Origin of the sequence: Burkholderia sp. BCC1998 (assembly GCF_905339875.1) — a bacterium.
In the GTDB taxonomy this organism is placed as follows: Bacteria; Pseudomonadota; Gammaproteobacteria; order Burkholderiales; family Burkholderiaceae; genus Burkholderia.
Genome location: NZ_CAJPHE010000018.1, coordinates 53,712 through 78,469 on the forward strand (window position 1 = coordinate 53,712; position 24,758 = coordinate 78,469).

A 24,758-nucleotide genomic window follows, 5' to 3' on the forward strand; every position below is an offset into this window, starting at 1 on the left:
GATCCTCGTCGGGATGACGGCCGGCGCCCCCGCTTGGCGGGTGGCGCCGGCCATCGGCCGGGCTTTGGATTGGTATGTGCCCGGCCATTGGCCTGTGGTTCTGATACGTGACGCGTTACTTCTTCGGGGCGGTGCCGAGCAGGCCGCCGAGCAGGTTCGTCACCGGTGCCAGCAGGTTGGTCGCGCCAGCCGCGGTGCCGCCGTTCGAACTGCCGGTCAGGCCGGCCGTGACGGTGCCGCTGCCGGACGGCGTCGTCACCGTGCCGGCCGCGCCGCCCGGGCTGGCCGTGCCGACTGCGCCGAGCGTGCCGGCCGCCGACGTCAGCGAGCCCGTCAGCGTGCCGACCGGGCCGCTCGTCAGCGCACCGCCGAGGTTGCCGGTCAGGTTGCCGCCCGGCGTCGTGACCGTGCCGGTGAGGCTCGCGCCAAGCGGCGTCAGCGAGTTGACGAGGCCGGTGACCGGTGCCAGCAGGCTGCCGGCGCCCGAGCTGCTGGTACCGCTCGTGCCGCTGGTGCCGCCCGTACCGCTCGAACCGAGGCCGCCGAGGGCGCCCGTCACCGTGCCGAGCAGGCCCGTGATCGGCGCGAGCGGGCCGCCGCTGGTGCCGCTCGTCCCGCTGGTGCCGCCGGAGCCGCTCGAACTGCTGCCGCCGCCGAGGGCGCCCGTCAGCGAACCGAGCACGCCCGTGATCGGGGCGAGCGGATTAGTGCCGCTGCTGGAACTGCCGCTGGACAGCAGGCCGCCGGTCGACGACACCGTGTTGCCGAGCTGGGACACGCTGCCGCCCGCGCTCGTGCCGACCGGGTTGCCGGTCGCGTTGCCGACCTGCGTACCGGCGAGGCCGAGGCCGCTGCCGAGCGTGTTCAGCAGGCCGCTGAGCGGCGCGCCGAGCAGGGTCGCGTTGCCGAGCGTCTGCGTGGCGCCAGGCGTCGTGACGCCGCCGGTCAGCGTGTTGGTGATCGGGTTGATCACGCTGCCGAGTTGCGTCTCGAGTTGCTGGACCGGCGCGCTGTTCAGCGCCGTGTTGAGCGCCGATGCGGTGGAGTTGACCGCGGTGCCGACCGTGTTGACGAGACTGCCGACCAGGGTCGTCGCCGGCGCGAGCGGCGCCAGCGGACCGGTGCCGAGGCTCGTCACCGCGTTGCCGAGGTTGTTGACGGCGCCGCCGGCGCCGGTCAGCAGGCCGGTGGTCGACGTGAGCGTCGGGCCGAGCGGGTTCGGCGACACGCCGATCGAGCCAAGGCCGGCCGCGACGCCGTTGCCGAGCGACTGCACGCCGCTGCCGAGGCTGGTGACCGCATTGCCGATGCTGGTGGCCGTCGTCGGGTTCGTGCCGGGGACCTGTACGCCGCCGACCTGCGACCCGCCGTTCGCGATCGTCGTGCCCAGTCCCGTGACGAGCGTGCCGGTTTGCTGGAGGACGTTGCCCAGCGGGGTGGCGCTGGTGCCGGAGGTGCCTGAAGTACCGGAAGTGCCCGACGTGCCGGACGTTCCCGAGGTGCCGGAAGTGCCCGACGTACCGGAAGTGCCCGACGTGCCGGAAGTGCCCGAGGTGCCGGAGGTGCCCGACGTGCCGGAAGTGCCTGACGTACCGGAAGTGCCCGACGTGCCGGAAGTGCCCGAGGTGCCGGAGGTGCCCGAGGTGCCCGAGGTGCCCGAGGTGCCGGAAGTGCCGGAGGTGCCCGACGTGCCGGAAGTGCCGGAAGTGCCGGAAGTGCCGGAAGTGCCGGAAGTGCCCGAGGTGCCGGAGGTGCCCGACGTACCGGAGGTGCCCGACGTGCCGGAGGTGCCCGACGTGCCGGAAGTGCCCGACGTGCCGGAGGTGCCCGAAGTACCGGAAGTACCCGAAGTACCGGAGGTGCCCGACGTACCCGAAGTCCCCGACGAACCCGACGTCCCCGAACTACCGCCGCCGGACGTACCCGACGAGCCGCCGCCGGACGTTCCGGAAGTCCCCGAAGTCCCGGAAGTCCCCGACGTGCTCGGCTTGATCGACGGCGTGACCGGCCCGTCGACCGAGCCGCAGCCGTACAGCGAGAGCAGCGACAGGACGGCCAGCGATACCGTCGTCTTCTTTAAGTAATGGTGCATGGTGGCCTCGACATTGGAAGTTGTGTCCGGGCCATTACTGCAAATTCCGCGCCATGACATCTTCCGCGCAATGCGCCGGCGCTTTGTTGCGGGAATCGGGAATATCGGCGCGATTTAAACGGAGGAATGGGGCTTTCGCGGGACGGGCGCGCCGGTTGCGCCGCTGTGCGCGCCGTGATGTTCCCGTAAGGTGCCGTAACGCCGGGCTGGATGTTACGTAGCGTTCGGCCCGGTGTTCCGCGTGTGACGCAGCCGGCCGCGCCCCGAGGGCACGGTCTTTGACGAAACGCCCGCGCGCCGCGAACATGACGCGAACCCACCCGGCCGCGGGCGACGCCGAAGCGGCCACGACTTCAGACAGGACACGACATGAGCGAACAGGACAGGGAACAGGGCAAGGCGCGCCGCACCGAAGTCATGGGCGAGGCATTCGTCGAGCGCGCGATGCGCGACCTCGACGGTTTTTCGCGTCCGCTGCAGAACTGGCTGAACGAGCACGCGTGGGGCAGCACGTGGCAGCGCGGCGGCATCGACCTGAAGACGCGCAGCCTCTGCACGTGCGCGATGCTGGCGGCGCTCGGCCGCGGTACGGAACTGAAGGGCCACGTGCGTGGCGCGCTCAACAACGGCGCGAGCCTCGTCGAGATCCGCGAGGTGCTGCTGCACAGCGCGCTGTACGCGGGCGCGCCGGCGGCGGTCGAGGCGTTCCGCAGCGCGCGCGAGGTCATCGCGGAGCTCGGGCTGCCGCTGCCCGACGACGAAGCCTGACCGGCGCGCGCCGCGGCGCGGCCGGCAGGCCCGCCGACGCTCAATGCTCGACGTGCGCGCCCTGCACCGGCGCGTCGACCGGCGCGGCGGCGACTTCGAGCAGCCAGTCCGCCGTTGCGTCGGGAATCGTGACCGGCAGCATGTGCCCGCCTTCGACGACCTTCAACCGCACGCGCGCCGACTTCTGCGCGAGCGCTTCGCCGTGCGTGCGCCAGTTCAGGATCGGATCGGCGCGGCCGTACAGCACGTCGACCGGCAGCGCGAGGTCCGCGTAGCGGCGCACCATCGCGGGCAGGTCGACGGGGGCCGACAGCAGGTCGGTCGCCGTCGCGTAGAACACGTGCGGCCGCAGCCCGAGCAGCCCGCCGCCCTTCACCGGGAAGTCGCGCGGCACGGCTTCCGGCGCGAACACCTGATCGACTGCCTTGCGGCCGGTCAGGATCGTCAGCGGGATCGCGAACGTCCACGACACGAAGCGGCGCACCAGCGGCGACGGCAGCATCAGCGGCTTGAACGGTGCCGGCGGCTCGGTCTGCTCGTGCGACAGCGGCGCGATCAGCGCGAGCCGGCTCACGCGCTCCGGATGGTCGAGCCCGACCGCGAGCGCGATCGCGCCGCCGAGCGAATGGCCGACGAGCACGGGCCGGTCGAGCTTCAGCGCGTCGATGAACGCGGCGATCGTGCGGGCCTGCGCGAACACGTTCGCCTGCGAGCCGGCGCCGCGCAGCGAGCGGCCGGCGCCGGGCCGGTCGACGAGGATCACGCGATGGTGCTGCGCGAGGCGCGTGAGCGGCAGGTACGCGAAGTTGCGCATCTGCCCGGCGAGCCCGTGCACGAACACGAGCGGCGGCCCGCTGCCGTACTCGACGTAGTGGATGTGGTCGCCGCCGATGTCGACGAAGCGGCCTTCGGGCGGAAACGCGCGCGTCACGCGACGCGCGACGTAGCCGGAAAACAGCGCGAGCGCGGCGAGCATCGCGACGACGCCGAGCAGCACGTTCTGGATCAGGTGAAGCGTATGGCTCATGTCGGCCTCAACGGGTTTCGAGTACGGGTTCGGCGACCGGCGCGGCGGCCGGGCCGGCTTTCGCGCGGCGTTCGAACTGCATGGCCGAATCGGCGAGCCCGCTGAACTTCAGCGACGCGAGATCGAGCACGTAGTTCTGGTGGAACTTCCACGGCTTGCGGTGCCCCTGCTTCGGCAGGATGCCGGCCGCGCGCTGGATGTAGCCCGAGCTCAGGTTCACCGCCGGCACGTCGCCGAGGTCACCGGCGCCGAGCCGCGGCACGCAGGTGTCGTAGCCGTTCGCGCGCATGTGGTTGAGCAGCCGGCACACGTAGCGCGCGATCAGCTCGGCCTTCAGCGTCCACGACGCGTTCGTGTAACCGAACGACGACGCGAGGTTCGGCACGTCGCTGTACATCATTCCTTTATAGGACACGGTCTGCGGCAAATCGACCGCGTGGCCGTCCACCGTGACGCGCGCGCCGCCGAGCAGCTTCACCTTCAGCCCGGTCGCGGTGACGATCACGTCCGCGTCGAGCTGCTGGCCGCTTTTCAGCTTCAGGCCGGTCGGCGTGAAGCGCTCGATCTCGTCGGTGACGATCGATGCGCGGCCCGCGCGGATCGACTTGAACAGGTCGCCGTTCGGCACGAGGCACACGCGCTGGTCCCACGGCATGTAGCGCGGCGTCAGGTGCTTCGCGACGTCGAAATCGGGGCCGAGCTGCCTGCCGGCCGCGCGGATGATGAACCGCTTCGTCCGCTCGGGCTTGCGGCGCGACACGTTGTACAGGTACATCGTCAGCAGTACGTTCTTCATGCGCACGAGCCGGTGCGCGAGCCGCGACGGCAGCACGCGGCGCAACGCGTTCGCGATCCTGTCGCGGGCGGGCAGCGACACGATGTAGGTCGGCGAGCGCTGCAGCATCGTCACGTGCTTCGCATCGGCCGCCATCGACGGCACCAGCGTGACGGCCGTCGCGCCGCTGCCGATCACGACGACGCGCCGGTTCGCGTACGACAGGTCCTTCGGCCATTGCTGCGGATGCACGATCCGGCCTTCGAACGATTCCATGCCGGCCCAGTCGGGCAGGTAGCCGCCGTCGTAGTCGTAATAGCCGCTGCACATGTAGAGGAAGCGGCACGTGTAGACCAGCGTGTTGAGCGCGCCGTCCCGCGTGCGCTCGATGCGCACCGTCCAGCGCGCGCGGTTCGAATCCCAGTCGGCCGCGACCACTTTCTGGCCGTAGCGGATCGTCTTGTCGATGCCGTGCGCGCGCGCGGTGTCGCGGATGTAGTCGAGGATCGTCTGGCCGTCCGAGATCGCCTTGTCGCTGTGCCACGGGCGGAAGCTGTAGCCGAGCGTGAACATGTCGGAATCCGAACGGACGCCAGGATAGCGGAACAGGTCCCAGGTGCCGCCGATCGCGTCGCGCGCCTCGACGATCGCGACGCTCGCATGCGGGCAGCGCTTTTTCAGGTGATAGGCGGCGCCGATGCCGGACAGGCCGGCGCCGACGATCAGCACGTCGAGGTCACGGGCGTCGCCCGAGGCGGACGGCGCGTCGCGCCGGTCGGTCGTCGTCGTCGAGGTCATGCGGGATCCTTGGTCGGGTGGGGCGAGAGCGCGGCGGGCGCCGACGCGCGGTCGAGATTGCGTGCGCGGGCGCGGCGCACGTGGCGCAGCACCAGCCGCTGGTAGCCGGCGCCGAGCAGGCGCGCGAGCTTGTCGAGGCGGCGCGCGTCGGCGCCGATCAGCACGCGGCGCGCATTGCGCTCGACGCCGGCGAGAATCTGCCGCGCGGCGTCGTCGGCCGTCGTCGCGTTGATCAGGCGGTTCGCCTGGCGGCGGTGGGTCGCTTCGTCCTGGCCCGTGAGCGCGTGGATGCTGGTGTCGACGCGGCTCGCGTCGACGATGCTGGTCGCGACGCCGCCCGGATGCACGCAGGTCGCGCTGACCGGCGCGCCGTCGAGTTCGAGTTCCATCCGCAGCGCCTCGGTGAAGCCGCGCACCGCGAACTTGGTCGCGTTGTACGCGCTCTGCGTCGGCATCGCGACGAGCCCGAACAGGCTCGACGTGTTGATCACGTGCCCGTCGCCCGACGCGCGCAGGTGCGGCAGGAACGCCTGCGTGCCATGCACGACGCCCCAGAAGTTGATGCCGACGATCCATTCGAGATCGGCGATGCGCGCAGTCTCGGCGCTCGCGGCCAGCGACACGCCCGCGTTGTTGAAGACCAGGTTGACCTTGCCGTGTTCGGCGCGCACGAAATCGGCCCACGCGAACACCGCGTCGCGGTCGGCGACGTCGAGCCGCCGCGTGCTCGTGCGCACGCCGTGCTTCGCGCACGCGGCCGCGGTGGCGGCGAGCCCGACATCGTTGACGTCGGCGAGCGCCACCTCGCAGCCGCGCCGCGCGAGTTCGACCGCGAGGCTGCGGCCCATGCCCGAACCGGCACCCGTGATCGCGGCGACCTTGCCGGAAAACCCCTTCATGCGTCGTTCCTCCCGTTCCGCTTGCGCTGCATCGGCGGCGTGCCTATTGTGGTGTTATTCGTCACCACTTTAGTTTTCGGGTGTCCTGATGTCAAATAGCGAAATGGAGAAAGCACTCGAAACGGAAAAACGGGGCCGGGCGTACGGCGGCGTGGCGCCCGAGGTGCGGGCCGCCGAGCGGCGCGATGCGTTGATCCGCGCGGCGACGCGCGTGTTCGGCACGGTCGGCTTCCGCAAGGCGACCGTGCGGTCGATCTGCCAGGAAGCGAAGCTCAACGACCGTTATTTCTATGCGGCGTTCGACAGCACCGAGGATCTGCTGCGCTGCACCTACCTGCATCACGCGCAGCAGCTGCACGACGCGGTCGCACGCGCGGTGGCCGAGCGCGGCGGCGATCTGCGCGAAAGCGTCGACGCGGGGCTCGCCGCGTTCTTCGACTTCCTGCGCGATCCATGCGCGGCGCGCGTGCTGCTGCTCGAGGTGATGGGCGTGAGCGCCGATACCGACATGACGTACCAGCGGATGCTGCTCGACTTCGGCAAGCTGATCATGGCGATCGGCGCGGCCCGCGAGGCCACGACACCCGCCGAGCGCACCGAGCAGCGGCTCGTCGGGCTCGCGCTGGTCGGCGCGATGACGAACGTCGGCGCGGCGTGGCTGCTCACCGGGTATCGCGACCCGGAGGCGCAGATGGTCGCGAGTTGCAGGAAGGTGCTGCTGGGGACGTTGCGGGAAGCGGGGTAGGCGGTCGGGCGTGTGTATGTCGCGTGCCGTCGCGCGAACGCCGTGCGTAGCTGCAAGGCCTTCGCGCAGGAATACGAACTCGCGTTGTGTACGAACCCGAAGAGACTCGAAACGCGAAGCGGCCGCCAAAAGGCGACGCTACGTGAAGTTCATGTGACAGACGGTTGCCTTTTCAATCGTCGGCGCGTCGCACCCGTGTCGCGCGCGCACGCGGCACGGCGGCCGTTGCCGCGATCCTTGCTTTCATCGCGTCGATGAACGCGCGCACCTTCGGCGACGGCAACCGCGTCGACGGATACACCGCATGGATCCCGGCCCGCGCCGAGCACCACGCGGGCAGCAGCCGCACGAGCCGGCCGGCCGCGACATCCTCCGCGATCGAGAAATCCGTCAGGAGCCCGAAGCCTCCGCCCGCGAGCGCGATCGCGCGACAGGCCGTCGCGGTGTTCGACACGACCGGCGCAACGCAACGCACCGACGCATGGCCGCCGCGCGCGTGGTCGAGTTCGAGCGTATGCGGGCGCGACAGCGTCGACAGCATCACGAACGGCAGCGCGGCGAGCGCGTCCGGGTCGCGCGGCAGCCCGTGCCGCGCGACGAACGCGGGGCTCGCGACCAGCCATTTTTCGTACTCGCCGAGTTGCACCGCGCGATAGTTCGAATCCGCGAGGCGGCCGATGCGGATCGCGACGTCGAGATTGTCCGCGACGAGATCGGCGATGCGGTCGTTCGCGATCAGCTCGACGTCGAGCCGCGGATGCGCGTCGCGCAGCGCGACGACCGCCGGCGCGACGACCAGCGCGCCGTAGTCGATCGGCACGCTCACGCGCAGCGTGCCGCGCAGCGGCCCGGCGTCGGACGACACCGCGTCGAGCGCGCTTTCGGTCGCGCGCACGATGTCGCGGCACGCGTCGTAGAACGCGCGCCCCGCATCGGTCACGCTCAGCCGTCGCGTGGTGCGCACCAGCAGGTTCGCGCCGACCTCGGATTCGAGGCGCTGCATGTGCGTGCTGACGACCGTCTTCGCGAGGCCGAGCCGCTCGGCCGCGGCCGTCAGCGAGCCGGCATCGACCACCGCGACGAAGATCGCCAGCCGGTTCAGGTTCACGTCGCGCAGATCGGCCATCGTCGATTGTCCTATGGAAGCGGATAATGTTTCAGCGATTATCCGTCTTCTGGCCTCGAACGGCGAGCGCTACGCTGGGGCCGTTCGTCGCCGATTCCCGGCGGCGCGAGATCCAGGAGCTTTCCCATGCCAGCCGCCAGCAAGCCCGCCCGTCCGGTTCGTGTCTATTCGTTCCCGCTGTCCGGGCACGCGCATCGCGTCCGGCTGTTCCTGTCGCTCCTCCGGCTGCCGTTCGAGACCGTCGACGTCGACCTCGCGGCCGGCGCGCAGCGCGAACCTGCGTTCCTCGCGCTCAATCCGCTCGGCCAGGTGCCGGTGATCGACGACGACGGCACCGTGCTCGCCGATTCGAACGCGATCCTCGTGTATCTCGCGAAGCGCTACGGCGACGCGCACTGGCTGCCCGACGATACCGCCGGCGCGGCGACCGTGCAGCGCTGGCTGTCGTACGCGGCCGGGCCCATCGCAACGGGGCCGGCGGCCGCGCGGCTCGTCACCGTGTTCGGCGCGCCGCTCGATCATGACGCGGCCAAGCGCACGGCCGCGAAGGTGCTCGCCGTGATCGACCAGGAACTCGCCGGCAAGCCGTTCGCCGCGGGCGCGCAACCGACGATCGCCGACATCGCTGCCTACACGTACATCGCGCACGCGCCGGAAGGCGGCGTGTCGCTCGAACCGTATCCGCATGTGCGCGCGTGGCTCGCGCGCGTCGAGGCGCTGCCGGGCTTCGTCGCGATGCCGCCGACCCGCGCCGGCCTGCTCGCCGCCTGACGGCGAAGCCGCGATTTCACCGGGAGAACACGATGACCGCGCCGACTGCCGCCGTACCGGGCTGGGAACTGGATGTTGCGCCGTTTCATGCGGGCGAGCTGGCCATGCAGCAGCGCGCGGGCGTGACGCAGGCCGCGGACGCGGCCGGCCGGCGCGGCATCCGGCGCTTCATGCCGGACCAGCACCGCACGTTCTTCGCGCAGTTGCCGTTCTTCGTGCTCGGCGGCGTCGATCCGGACGGCCAGCCGTGGGCGACGCTGCGGGTCGGGATGCCTGGCTTCGTGACGACGCCGGACGCGCGCACGCTGCGCATCGACGGCGACGCGCTGCCCGGCGATCCGCTGGCCGGTGCATGGCAGCCCGGCGTGCCGCTCGGCGGGCTCGGGATCGAGTTCGACACGCGCCGGCGCAATCGCGTGAACGGCGTCGTGCGCGCGGTCGACGGCGGCGCGCTGACGATCGCGGTCGAGCAGAGCTTCGGCAACTGTGCGAAGTACATTCAGGGCCGCACGCCGACGTTCGTGCCGCGCGAAGGCGATGCGTCCATCGCGGCCGACGTGTCGGACCGGCTGAGCGACGCGGATCGCGCGCTGCTCGCGCAGGCCGATACGTTCTTCGTCGCGAGTGCGAACACGTCGGCCGGTGCGGGTGCCGCGCGCGGTGCGGATGTGTCGCATCGCGGCGGCATGCCCGGCTTCGTGCGCGTCGACGACGCGCACACGCTGACGACGCCGGATTTCAGCGGCAACCGCTTCTTCAATACGCTCGGCAACTTGCAGCACGATCCGCGCGCGGGGCTGCTGTTCGTCGATTTCGACAGCGGTGACCTGCTGTATGTCGCTGCGCACGCGGAGATCGTGTGGGACGGGCCGCTCGTCGCGTCGTTCGACGGCGCGCAGCGGGTCGTGCGGTTTCACGTGCGCGAAGTGCGGCGCACGCGGGGTGTGCTGCCGTTTCGGTGGTCGGCGGTTGAGCGGGCGCCGCAGTTTGCGGGGAGGGCGAGGGCTGGTGTGCCGGCGGTATCCGCACCTGCACCTGCACCTGCGTCCTCATCCCCCTCCAGCTGGCGCCCGCTGCGCATCGCGAAGATCGTCGACGAAGCGCGCGCGATCCGCTCGTTTCATTTCGAAGCGGCGGACGGCGACGCGTTGCCGGCCTACGAAGCCGGGCAGCATCTGACGCTGCGCGTCGCGCTGCCGGACGAAGCTTCGCCGACGATCCGCAGCTACACGCTGTCCGATGCACCCGGCGCATCGCATTACCGGATCACCGTGAAGCGCGAAGGACGCGTATCGGCCTGGCTGCACGACCACGCGCGTGCCGGCATGACGCTCGATGCGCAGATGCCGCGCGGCCGCTTCACGTTCGACGTCGCGAGCCCGCGTCCGGCGGTGCTGGTGTCGGCCGGCATCGGCATCACGCCGATGATCGCGATGCTGCGCCGCGCGCTGGCCGCCGACGCACCGTCGCGCCGCGTGGTGTTCGTGCACGGCGCGCGCGATACGGCCGACCGGCCGTTTGCAGCGGAACTGACGCGCATCGCGGACGCGGACCCGCGCGTATCGCTGCACTGGTTCGACAGCCGGCCGCAGCGCGACGGCGCGGCGCGACCGGGCCGTGTCGACATCGCGCAACTGAAGCGCATCCTGCCGTTCGACGACTACGATTTCTACCTGTGCGGACCCGCCGCGTTCATGCGCGATATGTACGACGGATTGCGCGCGCTGAACGTGCCGGACGAGCGTATCCGCTTCGAGGCGTTCGGGCCGTCGAGCGTCGTGCGCAGCGCGACCCGCGCGGCCGGGGCGCCGCCGGCGGCAAGCGTGCCGGTCGTGTTCCGCCGCTCGGCACGCGACGCCGCATGGACGCCCGCCGACGGCACGCTGCTCGAATTCGCCGAAGGCCGGAGCGTCGCGGTGCCGTCCGAATGCCGGTCGGGGTCGTGCGGCACATGTGCGACGCGCGTGCTGTCCGGTGCGGTCGATTACGTGCAGTCGCACGATGCGGCGATCGAACCCGGCTGCGCGCTGCTATGCGTCGCACGGCCCGCCGAAGGGGCCGCGGAGCCGCTCGTGCTCGACTGCTGATGCACAGGCGACATAGAGGCGACGACCCTGCGACACGCGGTCGCATGACGCGTGCTGCGCAAAAACCGCGTGCAACTGCTTCTTTTTCCGGAGGCCGGTCGGATCGACGATAGCGTCAACCGATAGAGGAAAGGAGCAACGTCATGAAACTGTTCAGCATGATCCGCCTGGTTCTGTGGAGTTTCTTCGGCGTGCGCAACAGCAAGGCGCACGCGTCGGATCTCGCGAACGTCAACTTCACGCTGCTGCCGTTCGTCGCGATCTTGCTCGCGCTGCTGGTCGGCGCGGTGATCTACGGCGTCGTCCATCTGGTCGTCGATCCGACCGTGACGATGCAGGGGTTCTGAGCGCCGCGCGCGCCGCATGCGTTCCCGATGCGGCACGCGCCGCACGTGATCAGAACGTGTGATTCAGCGCGACGCGCGCGACGAGCTGGTGCCCATTCGACGACGCGCCCGGCGAGCCGGGCACGAGCCCGCCGTCGAGGGGCGTGCCGGTTGCGCTGCCGCCGACGAGTTGATACGCGACCTGCGTATAGACCGACGTGCGCTTCGACAGCAGGTACTGCGCCATCGCGCCGACCTGGTTCCAGTGCAGCGACGATTTCGCGCCGGCCCGATCGAGCCCGCCGCGCGTATACGTGTACATGCCGCCGACGAGAAAGGCCGGTGTCACGTTGTACTTCGCGTTGACTTCGAAGTTGTCGAACGTGAGCCGCGCGTTCGCGAGGCCGAGGCTGCCCGCATACAGCGACGCATCGGGCTGGCCGACGTTCACGTGCGAATAGACGGCGCCGAGCGTCGCGGCCCCGATCCCGTAGTTCACGCCGATTCCGTAGATCTTCTGGTTGCCTGCGACGAAATCCGTGTCGTCCGGCGTCAGCGCGCCGCCCGTCGTGGTGCCGGGGTTCGACATGTTTTCGTAGACGGCGGCGATCGACAGCGTCTGATACGTGTAGTTCAGGCCGACGCCGAGCATCCGGTTCTGCGCGAAGCCGCCGGCGAGGTTGCTGAGTCCATACATCACCGTACCCGCGAAGCCGCCGAACGCCGGGCTCGTGTATTTCACCGCATTGTTCGCATGGAACGACGCATCGGTGTTGTCGTTGTCGAGCGGATGCGAGAACAGGAAGCCGGCCCAGCTGCCGTTGGCGGTCAGCGGTCCGATGGTGTCGGCGACGGTATCGAACTGGCGGCCGAGCGTCAGCGTGCCGAGCCGGTCCGACTGCAGACCGACATACGACTGGAAGCCGAACAGGCGGCCGCCGTAACCGAGCTGGCCGCTTTCGACGGCGAAGCCGCTCTCCAGATCGAAGATCGCGTGCAGTCCGCCGCCGAGATCCTCGTTGCCCTTGATGCCCCAGCGGCTCGTCGCGAGATCGCCGCTCGCCATCTGCCAGGACGACTTGCCGCCGACATTGCTCGTGTAGTTGATGCCTTCGTCGAGTACGCCGAACAGCAGCACGGAGCTTTGTGCATGCGCGTTCGCGCAACCGATCAGGAATCCTGCCGACAGGATGAAGCGTGCTTTTTTCATGTGGGATGCGGGCTCGAAAGATGAAACGGTCGATGGTCCGGCGCGCGGTGTGTGCCGCGCGTGACCTTCGATAAGCAGATGGCATGCCATCACCCGTTTCAAGACCGCGGTGCGCCGGCGGCGTTCCGTTTCATCGTGATTCGGTCGTCGAACCGGACTTGATCGCGCGCACATCGCGTAGCAATTCGCATCGTGTGTCGCACGCGGCGTCTCAAGTTGAGACGCACGGGTCGTGCGGGATCGGGCAGGCGAAGAGGCGCGTGAGTCGCGGGTTGGCGAAGCGGGATGATGCGAGCGGGAAGAGGGACGGAAGCGGGAAAGAAGCGGGAAAGAAGCGGGAAAGCGCCCGTCAAGCGCGCTCGAACGGATACCCCTGCGTTTCGAGCCAGCGCCGCACGAGGGCGGCCTGTTGCGGCGTGAACGACGCCAGCACCTGCGCGGCCGGCCGCTTGCGCAGCGCAGAGACGATCGGCGCGAGCGGAATGCCTTGCAGATGCCAGATCCCGAGCGGCTGGTCGGGGCTCGTGACGACGTCGGCTTCGGCGATCGTGTCGCCGTCGATCACCGGCGCCCGCTCGATCGCGAGCGCGTCAAAATCGGGCGCGCGATGCGCTGGAGCATCGTCGGGCCACGCGCGGCGCGCATGCCAGAACGGCCGGTCCGGCCACTGCGTGTCGAGCGCGTAGAAATCGCGGCCGATTCGCGCGAAACGCATGAACAGCGCGGTAATCCTTCGCTCGTGAAAGCGCAGCGCGAGGGCCGCGCGCTCGGGATGCGCGAGCAGCGTATGGATGACGGCCGGCGCCTGCAGCGCCGACGACAGCGACTGGAAGATGCCGTTGCCGGACAGCGGATCGACGGCCATCGCGGCGTCGCCGACGCGCAGCCAGTTCGCGCCGCCGGTATCGCCGCACAGCGTCGCGCTGCTGGTGCGTGCGAACACGCGCGCATCGGCGGCAGTAGCCGGGCTATCCGCCCCGAAGAAGTCACGCGCGAGCGGCGTGTGCCGCAGCGTCGCGCACCAGGCGGGCAGCGTGTCGCGCGGCGGCAGCGTCGTGGTCGCGACGTCGAGTGTCGCCTGCCAGTAGCGACGGCCGTCGGGCAGGCGCGCCATCCACGCCCAGCCGTCCGGCAAACTCTCGATCGCCGAGGCCGCGTCGCCGGGCGCACCCTGCCATACGTTCAGCAGGCTCAGCGTCTGCGGCCCGCGGATCGCATCGCGCGCGAGCGGCGCGAGCCGGCCGCGCGCCTCGATGACGAACGCCGCGTGCAGCGTTTCCTCACCGTCGGGCGTGTCGGTGCGGATCGCATGCCCGTCGCCGGCAGCCTGTACCGCGCGGATCGTCGCTTCGCGCACCGCCACGCCCGCATCGGCGAGATCGCGGCGCAGCGCCGCGTCGAACCGGGGGCGCTCGATCAGGTGTTCGTGATTGAGCGTGCGCGTGTCGCCGTTCCAGCGCGTCGTGCGCGCACAGGGCGGCAACGCGCATGCGGCGGCCTGCACGAGCCCGGCATGATGCAGCCCCTGCAGCACGCGATCGGACACGCCTTCGACCGCATCGAAACGCCGCCATTCGCTGACGACCGTGACCGGATAGCCGAGCCGCGCGAGCCCGAGCGCGGCGGCAGCGCCCGCCGGCCCCGCGCCGAGCACGACGATCGATGCGCGGCTCATGACGCGTGCGTGCGCCGCTCGACGCCGAGGTAGGTCGCGTTTTCGCGCAGATGCGCGAGCAGTGTCTGCGTATCGGCCTCGGGATGCCGGGCGAACCAGCGCGCCGCGTGGCCGCTGAGCGCCGCGCACGCGATGCTCGCGCCGGCCGGTGCACGCAGTGCGCCACTCGACACGACCGCGCCGAAGTCGGCCTGCGCGCTGTCGAGCCACGACCACTGGCCCGGCGCGCAGCGTGCATCGCCCGTGACGCGCACGACGCCCGGATAGCGCGCCGGAAACACCGGCGCGCCCTGCGCGGGGCTCGACGCGAAGACGGTCACACGTTGCGCGACGGCGGCTGCGCACGCGTCGCGCAGCGCGTCGCGATCGGCGCGCACGCCGAGGCTCAGGTTGATCACGCGAACCTGTTGCGTGAGCAACCAGTCGAGCGCATGCGCGATTTGCGCGGCACTCGTCACGCCACGCGCGTCGAATACCTGCGCGACGACCAGCGTCGCATCCGGCGCGGCGGTTGCGAGCGTCGCGCAGATTGCGCTGCCGTGGCCGAGCCGGTCGGGCTCGGCGGCGCCGGTCCGCAGTACCAAAGCATCGTCGAGCGAGAAGCGCCGCGCGTCGACCACGCGCGCGCTCAGCGACGGCGGATAGCCGCTGTCGACCACACCCACGCGCACGCTTCCGTCGTCACGCATGTGCGACGTCCCGGTGCGTGCGCCGCGCGAGCCGTCCGTCCGCGAGTTCGAAATGCAGGTCGACGCCGGCGAGCGTCGATGCGCGGTGGCTGACGAGGATGCGCGTGCGATCGCCGAACAGCGTGTCGATCTGTGCGATGACCTGCCGCTCGGTCGCTTCGTCGACGGCCGACGTCGCCTCGTCGAGCACGAGGATCGCCGGCGCCTGCAGCAGCGCGCGCGCGATCGCGATGCGCTGCTTCTGCCCGCCGGACAGTTGCTGCCCGCGTTCGCCGATGGGTCCGTCGAGCCCGCCCGGCAGCGTCGCGATCAGCTCGTCGAGCTGCGCGGCGCGTGACGCATGCACGATGTCGTCATGCGTCGCGAGCGGCGCCGCGTAGCGGAGGTTGTCGGCGAGGCTGCCGCGAAACAGCACGATGTCCTGGCTCACGACCGCAACGTGGCGGCGCAGCGCGTCGAGGTCGACGTCGCGCAGGTCGATGCCGTCGATTCGCACGCTGCCGCGCTGTGGGTCGTAGAAGCGCTGCATCAGGTCGATCAGCGTCGATTTCCCGCTGCCCGACAGTCCGGACAGCGCGACCTTGCTGCCGGCCGGCACGCGCGCATCGGCGCCGCGCAGCACCGGCTGCGCGCGCGCGTCGTGTGCGAACCACACGTCGACGAATTCGAGATCGCCGCGCGGCGGCAGTTCGCGCGCGTCGGCCGGCGGCTGCACGGCCACCGGCGCGCGCTGCAGCTCCATCACGCGGCCGAGGCTGACCGTCATCCGCTGCAGCGCGACGTAGAGCCCGAGCAGGCTCTTCACCGGGCCGATCGCCATCCCGAGATAGCTCGAGAACGCGATCAGCGAGCCGAGCGGCCAGTCGCCGCGGATCACCCAGTAACCGCCGACGATGAAGGCGCCCGCGCGCGACAGCGACGTCAGCGTGCCGGGCACCGACTGCGTGACGAACTCGGTGACCTGCAGCTTCAGCAGCCGTTCCATGTAGCGATCGCCGAGGCCGTCGAGCCGCGCCTGTTCCGCGCGCTGGCGGCCGGCGGCCTGGATGAACTTCATCGCGGGCAGCGTTTCGACTAGGAACGACGACACGTCGGCCGCGCCTTCGCGCACCGAGCGTGCATCGCGCTCGACCTTGCGGCGCATCGTGCGCAGCCACAGGATCTCGAACGGAATCAGCAGCAGCGCGAGCAGCGACAGCTTCCACGACAGCGTGACGAGCAGCGCCAGCGTGCCGACCAGCCCGATCACGTTCGATACGGCGGAGAACAGCGCGTCGAGCGCGAAGCGCTGGATCTCGGCGACGTCGCCGTCGAGGCGCGACAGCAGGTCGCCGAGGCGCCGCTGTCCGTAGAACGACGGCGACAGCCGCTGCAGGTGCGCATAGACGGCGCTGCGCAGCGAGAACAGCACGCGGCCGGACAGGCGCGTATGCAGGTAGCGATTGATGCCGCCGAGCAGCGTGCCGACGAAACCGGCGAACACCATCGCGAACGCGATCGCGACGAGCATGCGGAAATCCTTGCCGACGAGCCCGCGATCGATCAGCTCCTTCGTGAGCCACGGTTGCGCGAGCGCGAGCAGCGATGCGCAGCCCGACAGCGCGAGCAGGCCGGCGATCGCGAGCCGGTGCGGGCGCACGAAACCGTACAGCCAGCCGAGCGCGCGCGCGAGCTGCGCGCGGTCGTCGGTCTTCACGAAGCGCAGGACGAGTTTCAGCATCGGCGCGCTCGGCCCGATCGGCCGGTATCGAAGGGCTCGGACGAACGCGCGCGCGGCATCATGACTGCAGCCGCTTGAGCCGGCGGTACAGCGTCGCGCGGCTGATGCCGAGCGTTTGCGCGGCGGCCGCGACGTTGCCGTCGTGACGCGCGAGCGATTCGCGGATCAGGTCGTCCTCATGGCGGCGGATCAGCCCGAACGAGGTGTCGGGTGCCGGACACACGCCGTCGATGAAGCCATCGCACAGATGGTCGAGGCCGAGCACGTCGTCGTGCTCGTCGCGCACGGCGAGCGCGGTACGCAGCACCATCTCGAGCTGGCGGATGTTGCCGGGCCAGCGATGCTGGCGGAACACGTCGGCGAGTTCGGCGTTCATGCTCACGTGCGGCGCGCCGAGCCGCGCGAGCAGCGCGGCGACGATCAGGTCGACGTCGTCGCGTTCGCGCAGCGCGGGCAGCAGCACGTTCACGCCGTGAATCCGGTAGTAGAGGTCTTCGCGGAAGCTCTTGTCGCGCACCATCGATTGCAGGTTGCGGTGCGTCGCGCAGATCACCGCGATGTCGATCGCCTGCTCGTCGCCCGCGCCGAGCGGCGCGATCTTGCGTTCCTGCAGCACGCGCAGCAGGCGCGCCTGGAGGTGCAGCGGCATGTCGCCGATCTCGTCGAGAAACAGCGTGCCGCCGTGCGCCTGCATCAGCCGGCCCGTCATGCCGCCCTTGCGTGCACCCGTGAACGCGCCGTCGCGATAGCCGAACAGCTCCGACTCGATCAGCCCTTCGGGGATCGACGCGCAGTTCACCGCGACGAACGGCTTGCCGGCGCGCGCGCTCGCGTCGTGCAGCGCGCGTGCGACGACTTCCTTGCCGGTGCCGGTTTCGCCCTGCACGAGCACGGGCAGTCCGTTGTTGAGCCCCTGCCGCGCCATCGTCAGCGCGCGCAGCAGGCGCGGCTGGCGGCCGGCAAGGGCCGCGAGCGCCTGGGCGCCCGCGTCGTTGCGCGTAGCAGTGGCCGGTGCCGGCGCGCGTTCGCGCAAGGCCGGCACGACGGTCGCGCGCGGCAGGCGCAGCGCCTTGCTGTGAAACGTGGCGTCGACGCCTTCGATGCGCAGCATTCCGCCGCGTTCGGCGAACGCGATGAACGACGACGTGCGCGCGAGCACCGCGCTTTCGCAGAGGCGGCCGACGAGCGCGTCGCGCGTCGCGCCGAGCAGTTCGCACGCATGCGCGTTCGCGGCGACGATGCGGCCGTCTTCCGAGACGGCAAGCACGCCGCTCCAGCTCGAACCGAGATATGCGTGACGCGGATGGAACACGAGCACGACATGCTCGGGGAAATACGCGTCGAACAGGCGGGTCTCGATGTGCGTGGCCGCCGCGCTCATCAGCATCGACATGCCGTCGAGCGTGAGCGGCAGCTCGCCTTCGCGCGTGAGGTCGAGCACGCCGATCGGCTTGCCGTGCGGATCGCACAGCGGCAGCGAGCGGCACGAGAAGCGGCTCAGCCGGCCGAGGAAATGCTCGCCGCTGTCGATCGCGACCGCGCAGCCTTCGACGAGCGCGGTGCCGAGCGCGTTCGTGCCGCGCAGCGATTCGCACCAGCTCGCGCCGGCGCGGATGTCGCCGATGCCGAGCGCGGCGAGCTGGCTCGCGTCGCCGTCGACCGACAGGATCGTTGCGCGCGCATCGGCCAGCAGGATCATCCCGTCGCGTCCGCAGCGCTCGGCGAGGAATGCAAGCTCGGGCGCGGCCGCGTCGAGCAGCAGGCGGTTCGCGTCGCGCAGCTCGTCGAGGTTGCAGAATTCATGCAGGTTCAGCCGCGCGTCGTCGTCCCAGCGTACGCCGTGATCGAGGCTGCGGCGCCACGACTGGTCGATTTCGATGCGCAGGCAACCTTGCGGCAGTACGCCGTCGGAACTGAGGCGTTCGCGAATCAGGCGGGTTGCCTGCAGCCGGTCCGGAAGGCGCTGGCCGGAAGGGAAGTAGTCTTGCACGTCGCCCCTCCTCAGGAGAATGTCGGGCCGTCCGATCCGGCGCGGCCGCACGCAAAAAGGCCCGCCGAGTCTGGCATAAGCCCCGGCATAAATCCATCCGGTCAAAAACCTAAGACCCAGGCGGGGCACGGCGGTGCGGGCGATTCGCGCTTGCGGAGCGACCGTGTTCGGCAAGCGTGTCGGGGCGGCGTGCATGACGGATAGGACGTGCGGAATTCGCGTGACGGCGGCGCTTACGTCCGCGCGTTGTACGCGTTGCACCAGCCCCCGTTCGCGACCCGTTTTCCGGCGAACAGCGGACATGGTGCGTTTGGGTCGGCGGCGTTGCCCTGGTACAGGCTGCAGCGGCCGCACGCCTGGCCGGGGGCGTAGCGCGCGAACGCGGCGCGATCGATGTGCGCGGCATCGGCACGGTAGCCGAGCGCCTTCGCGGCAGGGTCGGCTTCATCGAGCAGCGGCGACGCGGCGCATGCGGTGCGCGGCAGCGCGGCGGCCGAAAACAGGCCGGCGGCAGCGATCATGAAGGTGCGGCGGGAAGCGGGGAGGCGGGGCATCGGGTGTCTCGTCGTCGTTTCAGGCGGGGAACAGCGCAGCAGCATGCGAACGCGGGCGGAACACGCGCGCCGCGCGACATCGCCGCGCGGCACGGGCGTCGCTCGCATCGGCGACGTGATCACACGTTCATCAACACCGATTTCAGTTCCGTGTAATGCTCGATCGCGGCCGCGCCCATCTCGCGGCCGAAGCCCGACATGCGATAACCGCCGAACGGCAGCGCGGGATCGAGCGCACTGTGGCAATTGACCCAGACCGAGCCCGAACGGATCTTCGGGATCATCCGGTGCGCGGCCGACAGGTTGTTGGTCCAGATGCTCGCGCCAAGCCCGTAGCGCGTGTCGTTCGCGAGACGGATCGCATCGTCGATCGTGTCGAACGGCATCGCGACCAGCACCGGCCCGAAGATTTCCTCCTGCACGAGCGGGCCTTTCTGGTCGACGTCGACGAGCACGGTCGGCTTCACGAAATAGCCGGGACCGTACGCTTCGCCGCCGCATGCGAGCTGCGCGCCCAGTTCGCGGCCACGCTCGATGTAGCCGGCCACGCGCTTCTGCTGTTTCGCGGAGATCAGCGGACCCATGTCGACCGACGGGTCGAGCGCGTTGCCGAGCTTCATGTTGCTCGCAATGCCCGCGATGTCGCCGACCACGCGATCGAAGTGCTTGCGCTGCACGTAGAGGCGCGAGCCCGCGCAGCATACCTGGCCGTGATTGAAGAAGATTGCGGTGGCCGCGCCCGACGCCGCGACGGCCGGGTCCGCATCGTCGAACACGATCGTCGGCGACTTGCCGCCGAGTTCGAGCGTCACGCGCGTCATCGATTCCATCGCGGCCTTGCCGATCAGCTTGCCGACTTCGGTCGAGCCGGTGAAGGTCAGCTTGTCGACGTCGGGGTGGTGCGCGAGCGCGGCGCCCGCTTCGACGCCGGTGCCAGTGACGACGTTCAGCACGCCGGCCGGATAACCGGCTTCCTGCACGAGTTCCGCGAGCCGCAGCGCGGTGAGCGGCGTTTCGTCCGCCGGTTTCAGCACCATCGTGCAGCCCGTCGCGAGCGCGGGGCCGAGCTTCCAGCACGCGAGCAGCAGCGGGAAATTCCACGCGACGATCGCGCCGACCACGCCGACCGCCTCGCGCCGGATGAAGCCGTGGAACTGGCTGTCGGGCATCAGCGGCATCGACACGTCGACGGTCGCGCCCTCGATCTTGGTCGCCCAGCCCGCCATGTAGCGCAGGAAGTCGATCGCGAGCTGCACGTCCATCACGCGCGCGATCTGCGCGCCCTTGCCGTTGTTCACGCATTCGAGCTCGGCGAGCTGCTGCGCGTCGCGTTCGAGCAGATCGGCGAGGCGCCACAGCAGGTTCTGTCGTTCGCGCGGCCGCATGCGGCTCCACGCGGAATCGTCGAACGCCTCGCGCGCGGCCCGCACCGCACGATCGACGTCGGCCGCGCCGGACGCCGGCACGCGACACAGTTCGTCGCCGGTCGCGGGATTGTGGACGGCCAGGGTCGCGCCGCTTTCGGCGCTGCGCCACGCATCGCCGATCAGCATCGACGGCGTGCGTGCGATGAACGACTGGGTTTGCGGAAGTAACGACAACGTTGCCTGCATGGAAGCTCCTCGCTCATCGGGTTCGGGTGACGAGGCAAAAAGCAGCTTCCATACCAACGACGGCGCGGTGGCCCGCGTATGCGCCACACGCGCCATGCGGCGCGGGGCACGCGGCGTGACGGGCCGCGCGTGCACGCATGATCGGCAGCGCATCGCATCGGCCGTGCTGCGTCTCAATTTGAGAATCGCGATGCAACGTGAGACGCGACATGCGGCAAGTACGCGGCCGTGCACGCCGGCCACCCACCGCAAAGGCGCGCGAATGCCGGTTCGGCGCGCGGGTTTGAATCGGGATTTTCCCGAGCGTTCGGCGGGAAAAGCGCGTGTTTTCCTTGTGGCGAAGCCGACGTCGGCCATTGGCACGGCCTGTGCTTGAAGAGCGTGCGACAAACGCTGCAGCGCTGCATGCCGGACGATTCGAGACCCCACGTAAAGGAGCAGAGCCTTGTTCAAGACTTTCATTCGACGCAGCAGGCCGCCCCGCGCGGCCGCGGTCGCCGCCGCCGGCGCGTTCGCGCTGGCCTCGGGTGCCGTGCACGCCCAGGCCCAGGCGCCGCGCGACGCACGTGCGATCCTGAGCCAGACATGCGCGGCCTGTCACGCGGCCGAGTCGAAGGATTCGTGGAGCCGCATCAGCCATCAGCGCAAGACGCCGGAAGGCTGGCTGATGACGATCGCGCGGATGCAGACGATGCACGGCCTCACGATCAGCGACGACGAACGCCGCATTCTCGTGAAATACCTGTCGGATACGCAGGGTCTCGCACCGTCGGAGACGAAGGATTTCCGCTATGCGCCCGAGCGTCGCCTGAACACGCAGGAGACCGTCGACAACGAGCAATTCAAGCAGATGTGCGCGCGCTGCCATTCGGCCGCGCGTCCGCTGCTGCAGCGCCGGCCGGTTGCCGAATGGGACAAGCTCGTGAACTTCCACCTCGGGCAGTGGCCGTCGATCGAGTATTCGGCGATGGGCCGCGACCGCGACTGGCTGAAGATCGCGCTCACCGACATCGCGCCGATGCTCGCGAAAAACTACCCGTACGACAGCAACGCGTGGACCGCGTGGAAGCAGCACCATCCGCCCGCGACCGCGCTCGCCGGCACGTGGAGCTTCGGCGGCCACATGCCGGGCAAGGGCGACGCGTACGGCACGATGACCGTGAAGGGCGGCGCGGGCGACCGCTTCGACGTCGAGCTGAAGGGCCGCTTCGCCGACGGCAGCCCGCTCGTCGGCACCGGCACCGCGACGCTCTATACGGGCTACGAATGGCGCGCGAGCGTGAAGGTCGGCGACACGACGATGCGTCAGGTGCTGATGGCGAGCGACGGCGCATTGCGCGGCCGGATGTTCGACGACGCGCACGACGAGCGCGGCCTCGACTTCAATGCCGCCAGGCTCGGCCGCGCACGGATCGTCGCCGTACAGCCCGCGTATGTGAAGGCGGGCGGCGAGACCGACGTGACGATCGTCGGCGCGAACCTGCAGGGCACGCCGGCGTTCGGCGCGGGCGTGACGGTCGCATCGGTGCTCGAACGCACGCCCGAATACGTGCGGGTGCGCGTGAAGGCCGCCGACGGCAGCGCGCCCGGCACGCGCCGCGTGAGCGTCGGCGCCGCGCATGCGGACGGCTTCGCGGTCTATCGCGAGATCCGCGATGTGAAGGTCGAACCCGACTTCGCGGTCGCGCGCATCGGCGGCAACGGCGGCGCGACGCCGAAGGTCGAGGGGCGGTTCGACGCGGTCGCGTGGGGCGTCGACGGTGCGGGCAAGCCGTTCCGCATCGGCGTCGTGCCAGCGCAATGGTCGGTCGCGCCGTTCGACGATCAGTCGAAGGGCGATCGAGACACGCAGTTCGCCGGCACGATGCAGGCGTCGACCGGCATCTTCACGCCGGGCGACGCGGGCCCGAACCCCGCGCGCAGGATGGGTACCAACAACACGGGCAACCTGAACGTCGTCGCGACGGTGACCGACGGCGCACGCACGGTGACGGGCACCGGGCACCTGATCGTCGCGGTGCAGCGCTGGAACATCCCGCCGCTGCCCTGACCGGTCCGCATGACCGCGCGCCGGTCCGCCACGCGGCCCGGTCCGAATCCGATGAACGCAAGGAGAATCCGATGAGCGCCCTGCTGAATGTGGTCGAACGCAACGTGCACGAAGTGCGCGTCGACGACGAGCGCCTGATGTTCCATGTGCCGAGCAGCTCGCTGTTCGCGGCCGATCGCGTGACGGCCGACATAATCGACGCGCTGCGCGCGAGCAGCTGCACGGCCGACGAATTGTTCGCGCGGCTGGCCGGCCGCTCGCCGCACGGCGAACTCGCCGAGACGCTCGGCGAGCTGATGGCCCTCGAGGTCGTCAGCGATGGCTCGCCGCTCACGCCCGAGATCGCGGTGAAGCGCGTCGAACGCACCGCGATCGACACGGTCGTGCTGAACGTGAACACCGGCTGCAACCTGAGCTGCACGTATTGCTACAAGGAAGACCTCGACACGCCGTCCGCCGGGCGGCGGATGGACATCGACACCGCGAAGGCGTCGGTCGAGATGCTGCTGAAGGAATCGCCCGACCTGCCGCGCTACACGGTCGTGTTTTTCGGCGGCGAACCTCTCAGCAACCGCAAGCTGATCGAGTGCATGGTCGAGTATTGCGAGCTGCGCTTCGGCGCGCTCGGCAAGCAGGTCGAGTTCGTGATGACGACCAACGCGACGCTCCTGACCGAGGAGATCGTCGACTGGCTCGACGCGCACCGCTTCGGGCTGTCGGTCAGCATCGACGGGCCGCGCTCGATCCACGACCTGAACCGCCGCACGGTCGGCGGCGCGGGCACCTACGATGTCGTGCGCCGCAAGGTCGAGATGCTGCTCAAGCGCTATCGCAGCCGCCCGGTCGGCGCGCGCGTGACGCTGACGAGCGGCGTGACCGACATCGAAGGCATCTGGGATCACCTGTTCAACGAGCTCGGTTTCGCGGAAGTCGGTTTCGCGCCGGTGACGTCGGGACAGCTCGACACGTTCAACCTGCAGCCGGACGAACTCGCGCAGGTGTTCGCGAACATGAAGGCGCTCGGCCGGCGTTATTTGGCCGCCGCGCTCGAGAACCGCAACATCGGCTTCTCGAACCTGCACCAGCTGATCACCGACCTGCACGAAGGGCACAAGAAGTCGCTGCCGTGCGGTGCGGGGCTCAAGATGCTCGCGGTCGATCACAAGGGCGACCTCAACCTGTGCCATCGCTTCACCGGTTCGGCGCTGCCGACCTTCGGCAACGTGCACGAAGGCGTCGCGCAGGCGCAGCTGAACGACTTCCTGTCGCAGCGCCTCGAGCGCAGCGGCACCGGCTGCGAAACCTGCCGCATCCGCAACCTGTGCTCGGGCGGCTGCTATCACGAGAGCTACGCGCGCTACGGCGACCCCGCGCATCCGACCTACCACTACTGCGAACTGATGCGCGACTGGATCGATTTCGGCATCGAGGTCTACAGCCGGATCATCGCCGGCAACCCGGCGTTCATCGGCAACCACATCACTCCGCGCAAGGCGAACTGACATGAAACATCTGAAGCCGCTCAACAACAAGGCGAAAGCGCTCGAGGAGGCCGTGCAGCAGGATCGCCTCGAGGAAGTCGTCGCGATGACGTCTGTCGCGGGCTGCACGTCGACGACCGATCCCGGCTGGGAAACGGACGTGTTCGGCGGGGTCGCGTCGTTGTGCCAGCCGATGGAGGCCGACCTGTACGGCTGCTCCGATCCGTGCTGGTGGCCCGCGCAGGTGCCCGACATGATGAGCACCTATCCGGACTGGAACAAACACGCGGCCGATTCGGGCGCGGACTGGCGCCAGCTCGGCAGCGTGTTCCCCAAAGACAAGTGAGCCACCCGGCACCGAC

At 69.8% G+C, this 24,758-nt stretch carries 21 protein-coding genes; 9 read left to right on the forward strand and 12 right to left on the reverse strand.

All coding sequences use genetic code 11. The features are described 5' to 3' along the window. Nucleotides 1-115: 115 nt before the first annotated feature. Nucleotides 116-2,092, reverse strand: coding sequence for a collagen-like triple helix repeat-containing protein (locus tag U5A56_RS26655; RefSeq protein WP_321925414.1), 1,977 nt, complete (start codon nucleotides 2,090-2,092; stop codon nucleotides 116-118). 369 nt (nucleotides 2,093-2,461) lie between these two features. Between U5A56_RS26655 and U5A56_RS26660 the strand changes: the two genes are divergently transcribed. Then, on the forward strand, nucleotides 2,462-2,860 hold the full coding sequence (locus U5A56_RS26660; RefSeq protein ID WP_321812651.1) for a carboxymuconolactone decarboxylase family protein: 399 nt from the start codon (nucleotides 2,462-2,464) through the stop codon (nucleotides 2,858-2,860). Nucleotides 2,861-2,900: 40 nt separating this feature from the next. Here the strand turns inward: U5A56_RS26660 and U5A56_RS26665 are convergent, their stop codons facing one another. The 3 genes from U5A56_RS26665 to U5A56_RS26675 are packed head-to-tail and all read right to left on the reverse strand — an operon-like array spanning nucleotide 2,901 to nucleotide 6,359. Beyond that, nucleotides 2,901-3,887 (reverse strand): alpha/beta fold hydrolase, encoded by a 987-nt coding sequence (locus U5A56_RS26665; RefSeq protein ID WP_321925416.1) that lies wholly within the window; start codon nucleotides 3,885-3,887, stop codon nucleotides 2,901-2,903. Nucleotides 3,888-3,894: 7 nt separating this feature from the next. Beyond that, nucleotides 3,895-5,460: an NAD(P)/FAD-dependent oxidoreductase gene (locus U5A56_RS26670; protein ID WP_321925418.1), complete on the reverse strand. Its 1,566-nt coding sequence runs from the start codon at nucleotides 5,458-5,460 to the stop codon at nucleotides 3,895-3,897. Continuing rightward, on the reverse strand, nucleotides 5,457-6,359 hold the full coding sequence (locus U5A56_RS26675; RefSeq protein WP_321812648.1) for an SDR family NAD(P)-dependent oxidoreductase: 903 nt from the start codon (nucleotides 6,357-6,359) through the stop codon (nucleotides 5,457-5,459). The genes U5A56_RS26670 and U5A56_RS26675 overlap by 4 nt, the downstream gene beginning before the upstream one ends. An 88-nt stretch (nucleotides 6,360-6,447) precedes the next feature. Here U5A56_RS26675 and U5A56_RS26680 point away from each other — a divergent pair, with 88 nt between their 5' ends. Next, nucleotides 6,448-7,104: a TetR/AcrR family transcriptional regulator gene (locus U5A56_RS26680; protein ID WP_321925420.1), complete on the forward strand. Its 657-nt coding sequence runs from the start codon at nucleotides 6,448-6,450 to the stop codon at nucleotides 7,102-7,104. A gap of 172 nt (nucleotides 7,105-7,276) precedes the next feature. Here U5A56_RS26680 and U5A56_RS26685 read toward each other — a convergent pair whose 3' ends face one another. Beyond that, nucleotides 7,277-8,230, reverse strand: a complete 954-nt coding sequence (locus U5A56_RS26685) for a LysR family transcriptional regulator (protein WP_321925422.1) — start codon at nucleotides 8,228-8,230, stop codon at nucleotides 7,277-7,279. 126 nt (nucleotides 8,231-8,356) lie between these two features. Here U5A56_RS26685 and U5A56_RS26690 point away from each other — a divergent pair, with 126 nt between their 5' ends. The 3 genes from U5A56_RS26690 to U5A56_RS26700 all read left to right on the forward strand — a co-directional run bounded on the left by U5A56_RS26690 (nucleotide 8,357) and on the right by U5A56_RS26700 (nucleotide 11,435). After that, a complete protein-coding gene (locus tag U5A56_RS26690) occupies nucleotides 8,357-9,001 on the forward strand; it encodes a glutathione S-transferase (protein WP_321925423.1) in 645 nt (214 codons plus the stop codon). Between the two features lie 32 nt (nucleotides 9,002-9,033). Beyond that, complete coding sequence (locus U5A56_RS26695) at nucleotides 9,034-11,088, forward strand: pyridoxamine 5'-phosphate oxidase family protein (protein WP_321925425.1); 2,055 nt, start codon at nucleotides 9,034-9,036, stop codon at nucleotides 11,086-11,088. 143 nt (nucleotides 11,089-11,231) lie between these two features. After that, entirely contained in the window at nucleotides 11,232-11,435 is a 204-nt protein-coding gene (locus U5A56_RS26700; RefSeq protein ID WP_059680655.1) for a DUF2970 domain-containing protein, read from the forward strand. A gap of 49 nt (nucleotides 11,436-11,484) precedes the next feature. Here U5A56_RS26700 and U5A56_RS26705 read toward each other — a convergent pair whose 3' ends face one another. The 7 genes from U5A56_RS26705 to U5A56_RS26735 all read right to left on the reverse strand — a co-directional run bounded on the left by U5A56_RS26705 (nucleotide 11,485) and on the right by U5A56_RS26735 (nucleotide 20,865). After that, entirely contained in the window at nucleotides 11,485-12,624 is a 1,140-nt protein-coding gene (locus U5A56_RS26705; RefSeq protein WP_321925427.1) for a porin, read from the reverse strand. Between the two features lie 349 nt (nucleotides 12,625-12,973). Continuing rightward, the gene (locus U5A56_RS26710; RefSeq protein WP_321925429.1) at nucleotides 12,974-14,299 is read right to left on the reverse strand and encodes an NAD(P)/FAD-dependent oxidoreductase; all 1,326 of its coding nucleotides are present in this window, start codon (nucleotides 14,297-14,299) and stop codon (nucleotides 12,974-12,976) included. Then, nucleotides 14,296-14,988, reverse strand: a complete 693-nt coding sequence (locus U5A56_RS26715; protein WP_321925430.1) for a S8 family serine peptidase — start codon at nucleotides 14,986-14,988, stop codon at nucleotides 14,296-14,298. The genes U5A56_RS26710 and U5A56_RS26715 overlap by 4 nt, the downstream gene beginning before the upstream one ends. Further along, nucleotides 14,981-16,708, reverse strand: a complete 1,728-nt coding sequence (locus tag U5A56_RS26720; RefSeq protein WP_321925431.1) for an ABC transporter ATP-binding protein — start codon at nucleotides 16,706-16,708, stop codon at nucleotides 14,981-14,983. The genes U5A56_RS26715 and U5A56_RS26720 overlap by 8 nt, the downstream gene beginning before the upstream one ends. 58 nt (nucleotides 16,709-16,766) lie before the next feature. Further along, nucleotides 16,767-18,698, reverse strand: a complete 1,932-nt coding sequence (locus U5A56_RS26725) for a sigma-54-dependent Fis family transcriptional regulator (protein WP_321925432.1) — start codon at nucleotides 18,696-18,698, stop codon at nucleotides 16,767-16,769. Nucleotides 18,699-18,931: 233 nt separating this feature from the next. Then, on the reverse strand, nucleotides 18,932-19,252 hold the full coding sequence (locus U5A56_RS26730) for a high-potential iron-sulfur protein (protein WP_321925434.1): 321 nt from the start codon (nucleotides 19,250-19,252) through the stop codon (nucleotides 18,932-18,934). Between the two features lie 119 nt (nucleotides 19,253-19,371). Continuing rightward, nucleotides 19,372-20,865 (reverse strand): aldehyde dehydrogenase family protein, encoded by a 1,494-nt coding sequence (locus tag U5A56_RS26735; protein ID WP_321796617.1) that lies wholly within the window; start codon nucleotides 20,863-20,865, stop codon nucleotides 19,372-19,374. On the opposite strand from U5A56_RS26735, the gene U5A56_RS26740 reads away from it, so the two are divergent. The 4 genes from U5A56_RS26740 to qhpC all read left to right on the forward strand — a co-directional run bounded on the left by U5A56_RS26740 (nucleotide 20,864) and on the right by qhpC (nucleotide 24,742). Further along, on the forward strand, nucleotides 20,864-21,241 hold the full coding sequence (locus U5A56_RS26740) for a hypothetical protein (RefSeq protein ID WP_321925435.1): 378 nt from the start codon (nucleotides 20,864-20,866) through the stop codon (nucleotides 21,239-21,241). The genes U5A56_RS26735 and U5A56_RS26740 overlap by 2 nt on opposite strands. 69 nt (nucleotides 21,242-21,310) lie before the next feature. After that, nucleotides 21,311-22,915: a quinohemoprotein amine dehydrogenase subunit alpha gene (gene peaA / locus U5A56_RS26745; RefSeq protein ID WP_321925437.1), complete on the forward strand. Its 1,605-nt coding sequence runs from the start codon at nucleotides 21,311-21,313 to the stop codon at nucleotides 22,913-22,915. A 71-nt stretch (nucleotides 22,916-22,986) separates the two neighbouring features. Next, nucleotides 22,987-24,417 (forward strand): quinohemoprotein amine dehydrogenase maturation protein, encoded by a 1,431-nt coding sequence (peaB, locus tag U5A56_RS26750; RefSeq protein WP_321796621.1) that lies wholly within the window; start codon nucleotides 22,987-22,989, stop codon nucleotides 24,415-24,417. Between the two features lies 1 nt (nucleotide 24,418). Further along, entirely contained in the window at nucleotides 24,419-24,742 is a 324-nt protein-coding gene (gene qhpC, locus U5A56_RS26755; protein ID WP_321796624.1) for a quinohemoprotein amine dehydrogenase subunit gamma, read from the forward strand. Nucleotides 24,743-24,758 lie beyond the last annotated feature (16 nt).

Excerpts from the sequence above, each read along its gene's own strand:
- U5A56_RS26720 (WP_321925431.1), bottom strand. The coding sequence starts at position 16,708 with ATGCTGAAACTCGTCCTGCGCTTCGTGAAGACCGACGACCGCGCGCAG.
- U5A56_RS26735 (WP_321796617.1), bottom strand. The coding sequence starts at position 20,865 with ATGCAGGCAACGTTGTCGTTACTTCCGCAAACCCAGTCGTTCATCGCA.
- U5A56_RS26675 (WP_321812648.1), bottom strand. The coding sequence starts at position 6,359 with ATGAAGGGGTTTTCCGGCAAGGTCGCCGCGATCACGGGTGCCGGTTCG.
- qhpC (WP_321796624.1), top strand. The coding sequence starts at position 24,419 with ATGAAACATCTGAAGCCGCTCAACAACAAGGCGAAAGCGCTCGAGGAG.
- U5A56_RS26730 (WP_321925434.1), bottom strand. The coding sequence starts at position 19,252 with ATGCCCCGCCTCCCCGCTTCCCGCCGCACCTTCATGATCGCTGCCGCC.
- U5A56_RS26670 (WP_321925418.1), bottom strand. The coding sequence starts at position 5,460 with ATGACCTCGACGACGACGACCGACCGGCGCGACGCGCCGTCCGCCTCG.
- U5A56_RS26740 (WP_321925435.1), top strand. The coding sequence starts at position 20,864 with ATGGAAGCTCCTCGCTCATCGGGTTCGGGTGACGAGGCAAAAAGCAGC.
- U5A56_RS26680 (WP_321925420.1), top strand. The coding sequence starts at position 6,448 with ATGTCAAATAGCGAAATGGAGAAAGCACTCGAAACGGAAAAACGGGGC.
- U5A56_RS26685 (WP_321925422.1), bottom strand. The coding sequence starts at position 8,230 with ATGGCCGATCTGCGCGACGTGAACCTGAACCGGCTGGCGATCTTCGTC.
- U5A56_RS26660 (WP_321812651.1), top strand. The coding sequence starts at position 2,462 with ATGAGCGAACAGGACAGGGAACAGGGCAAGGCGCGCCGCACCGAAGTC.
- U5A56_RS26665 (WP_321925416.1), bottom strand. The coding sequence starts at position 3,887 with ATGAGCCATACGCTTCACCTGATCCAGAACGTGCTGCTCGGCGTCGTC.
- U5A56_RS26700 (WP_059680655.1), top strand. The coding sequence starts at position 11,232 with ATGAAACTGTTCAGCATGATCCGCCTGGTTCTGTGGAGTTTCTTCGGC.
- peaB (WP_321796621.1), top strand. The coding sequence starts at position 22,987 with ATGAGCGCCCTGCTGAATGTGGTCGAACGCAACGTGCACGAAGTGCGC.
- U5A56_RS26695 (WP_321925425.1), top strand. The coding sequence starts at position 9,034 with ATGACCGCGCCGACTGCCGCCGTACCGGGCTGGGAACTGGATGTTGCG.
- U5A56_RS26710 (WP_321925429.1), bottom strand. The coding sequence starts at position 14,299 with ATGAGCCGCGCATCGATCGTCGTGCTCGGCGCGGGGCCGGCGGGCGCT.
- U5A56_RS26655 (WP_321925414.1), bottom strand. The coding sequence starts at position 2,092 with ATGCACCATTACTTAAAGAAGACGACGGTATCGCTGGCCGTCCTGTCG.
- U5A56_RS26705 (WP_321925427.1), bottom strand. The coding sequence starts at position 12,624 with ATGAAAAAAGCACGCTTCATCCTGTCGGCAGGATTCCTGATCGGTTGC.
- U5A56_RS26715 (WP_321925430.1), bottom strand. The coding sequence starts at position 14,988 with ATGCGTGACGACGGAAGCGTGCGCGTGGGTGTGGTCGACAGCGGCTAT.
- U5A56_RS26690 (WP_321925423.1), top strand. The coding sequence starts at position 8,357 with ATGCCAGCCGCCAGCAAGCCCGCCCGTCCGGTTCGTGTCTATTCGTTC.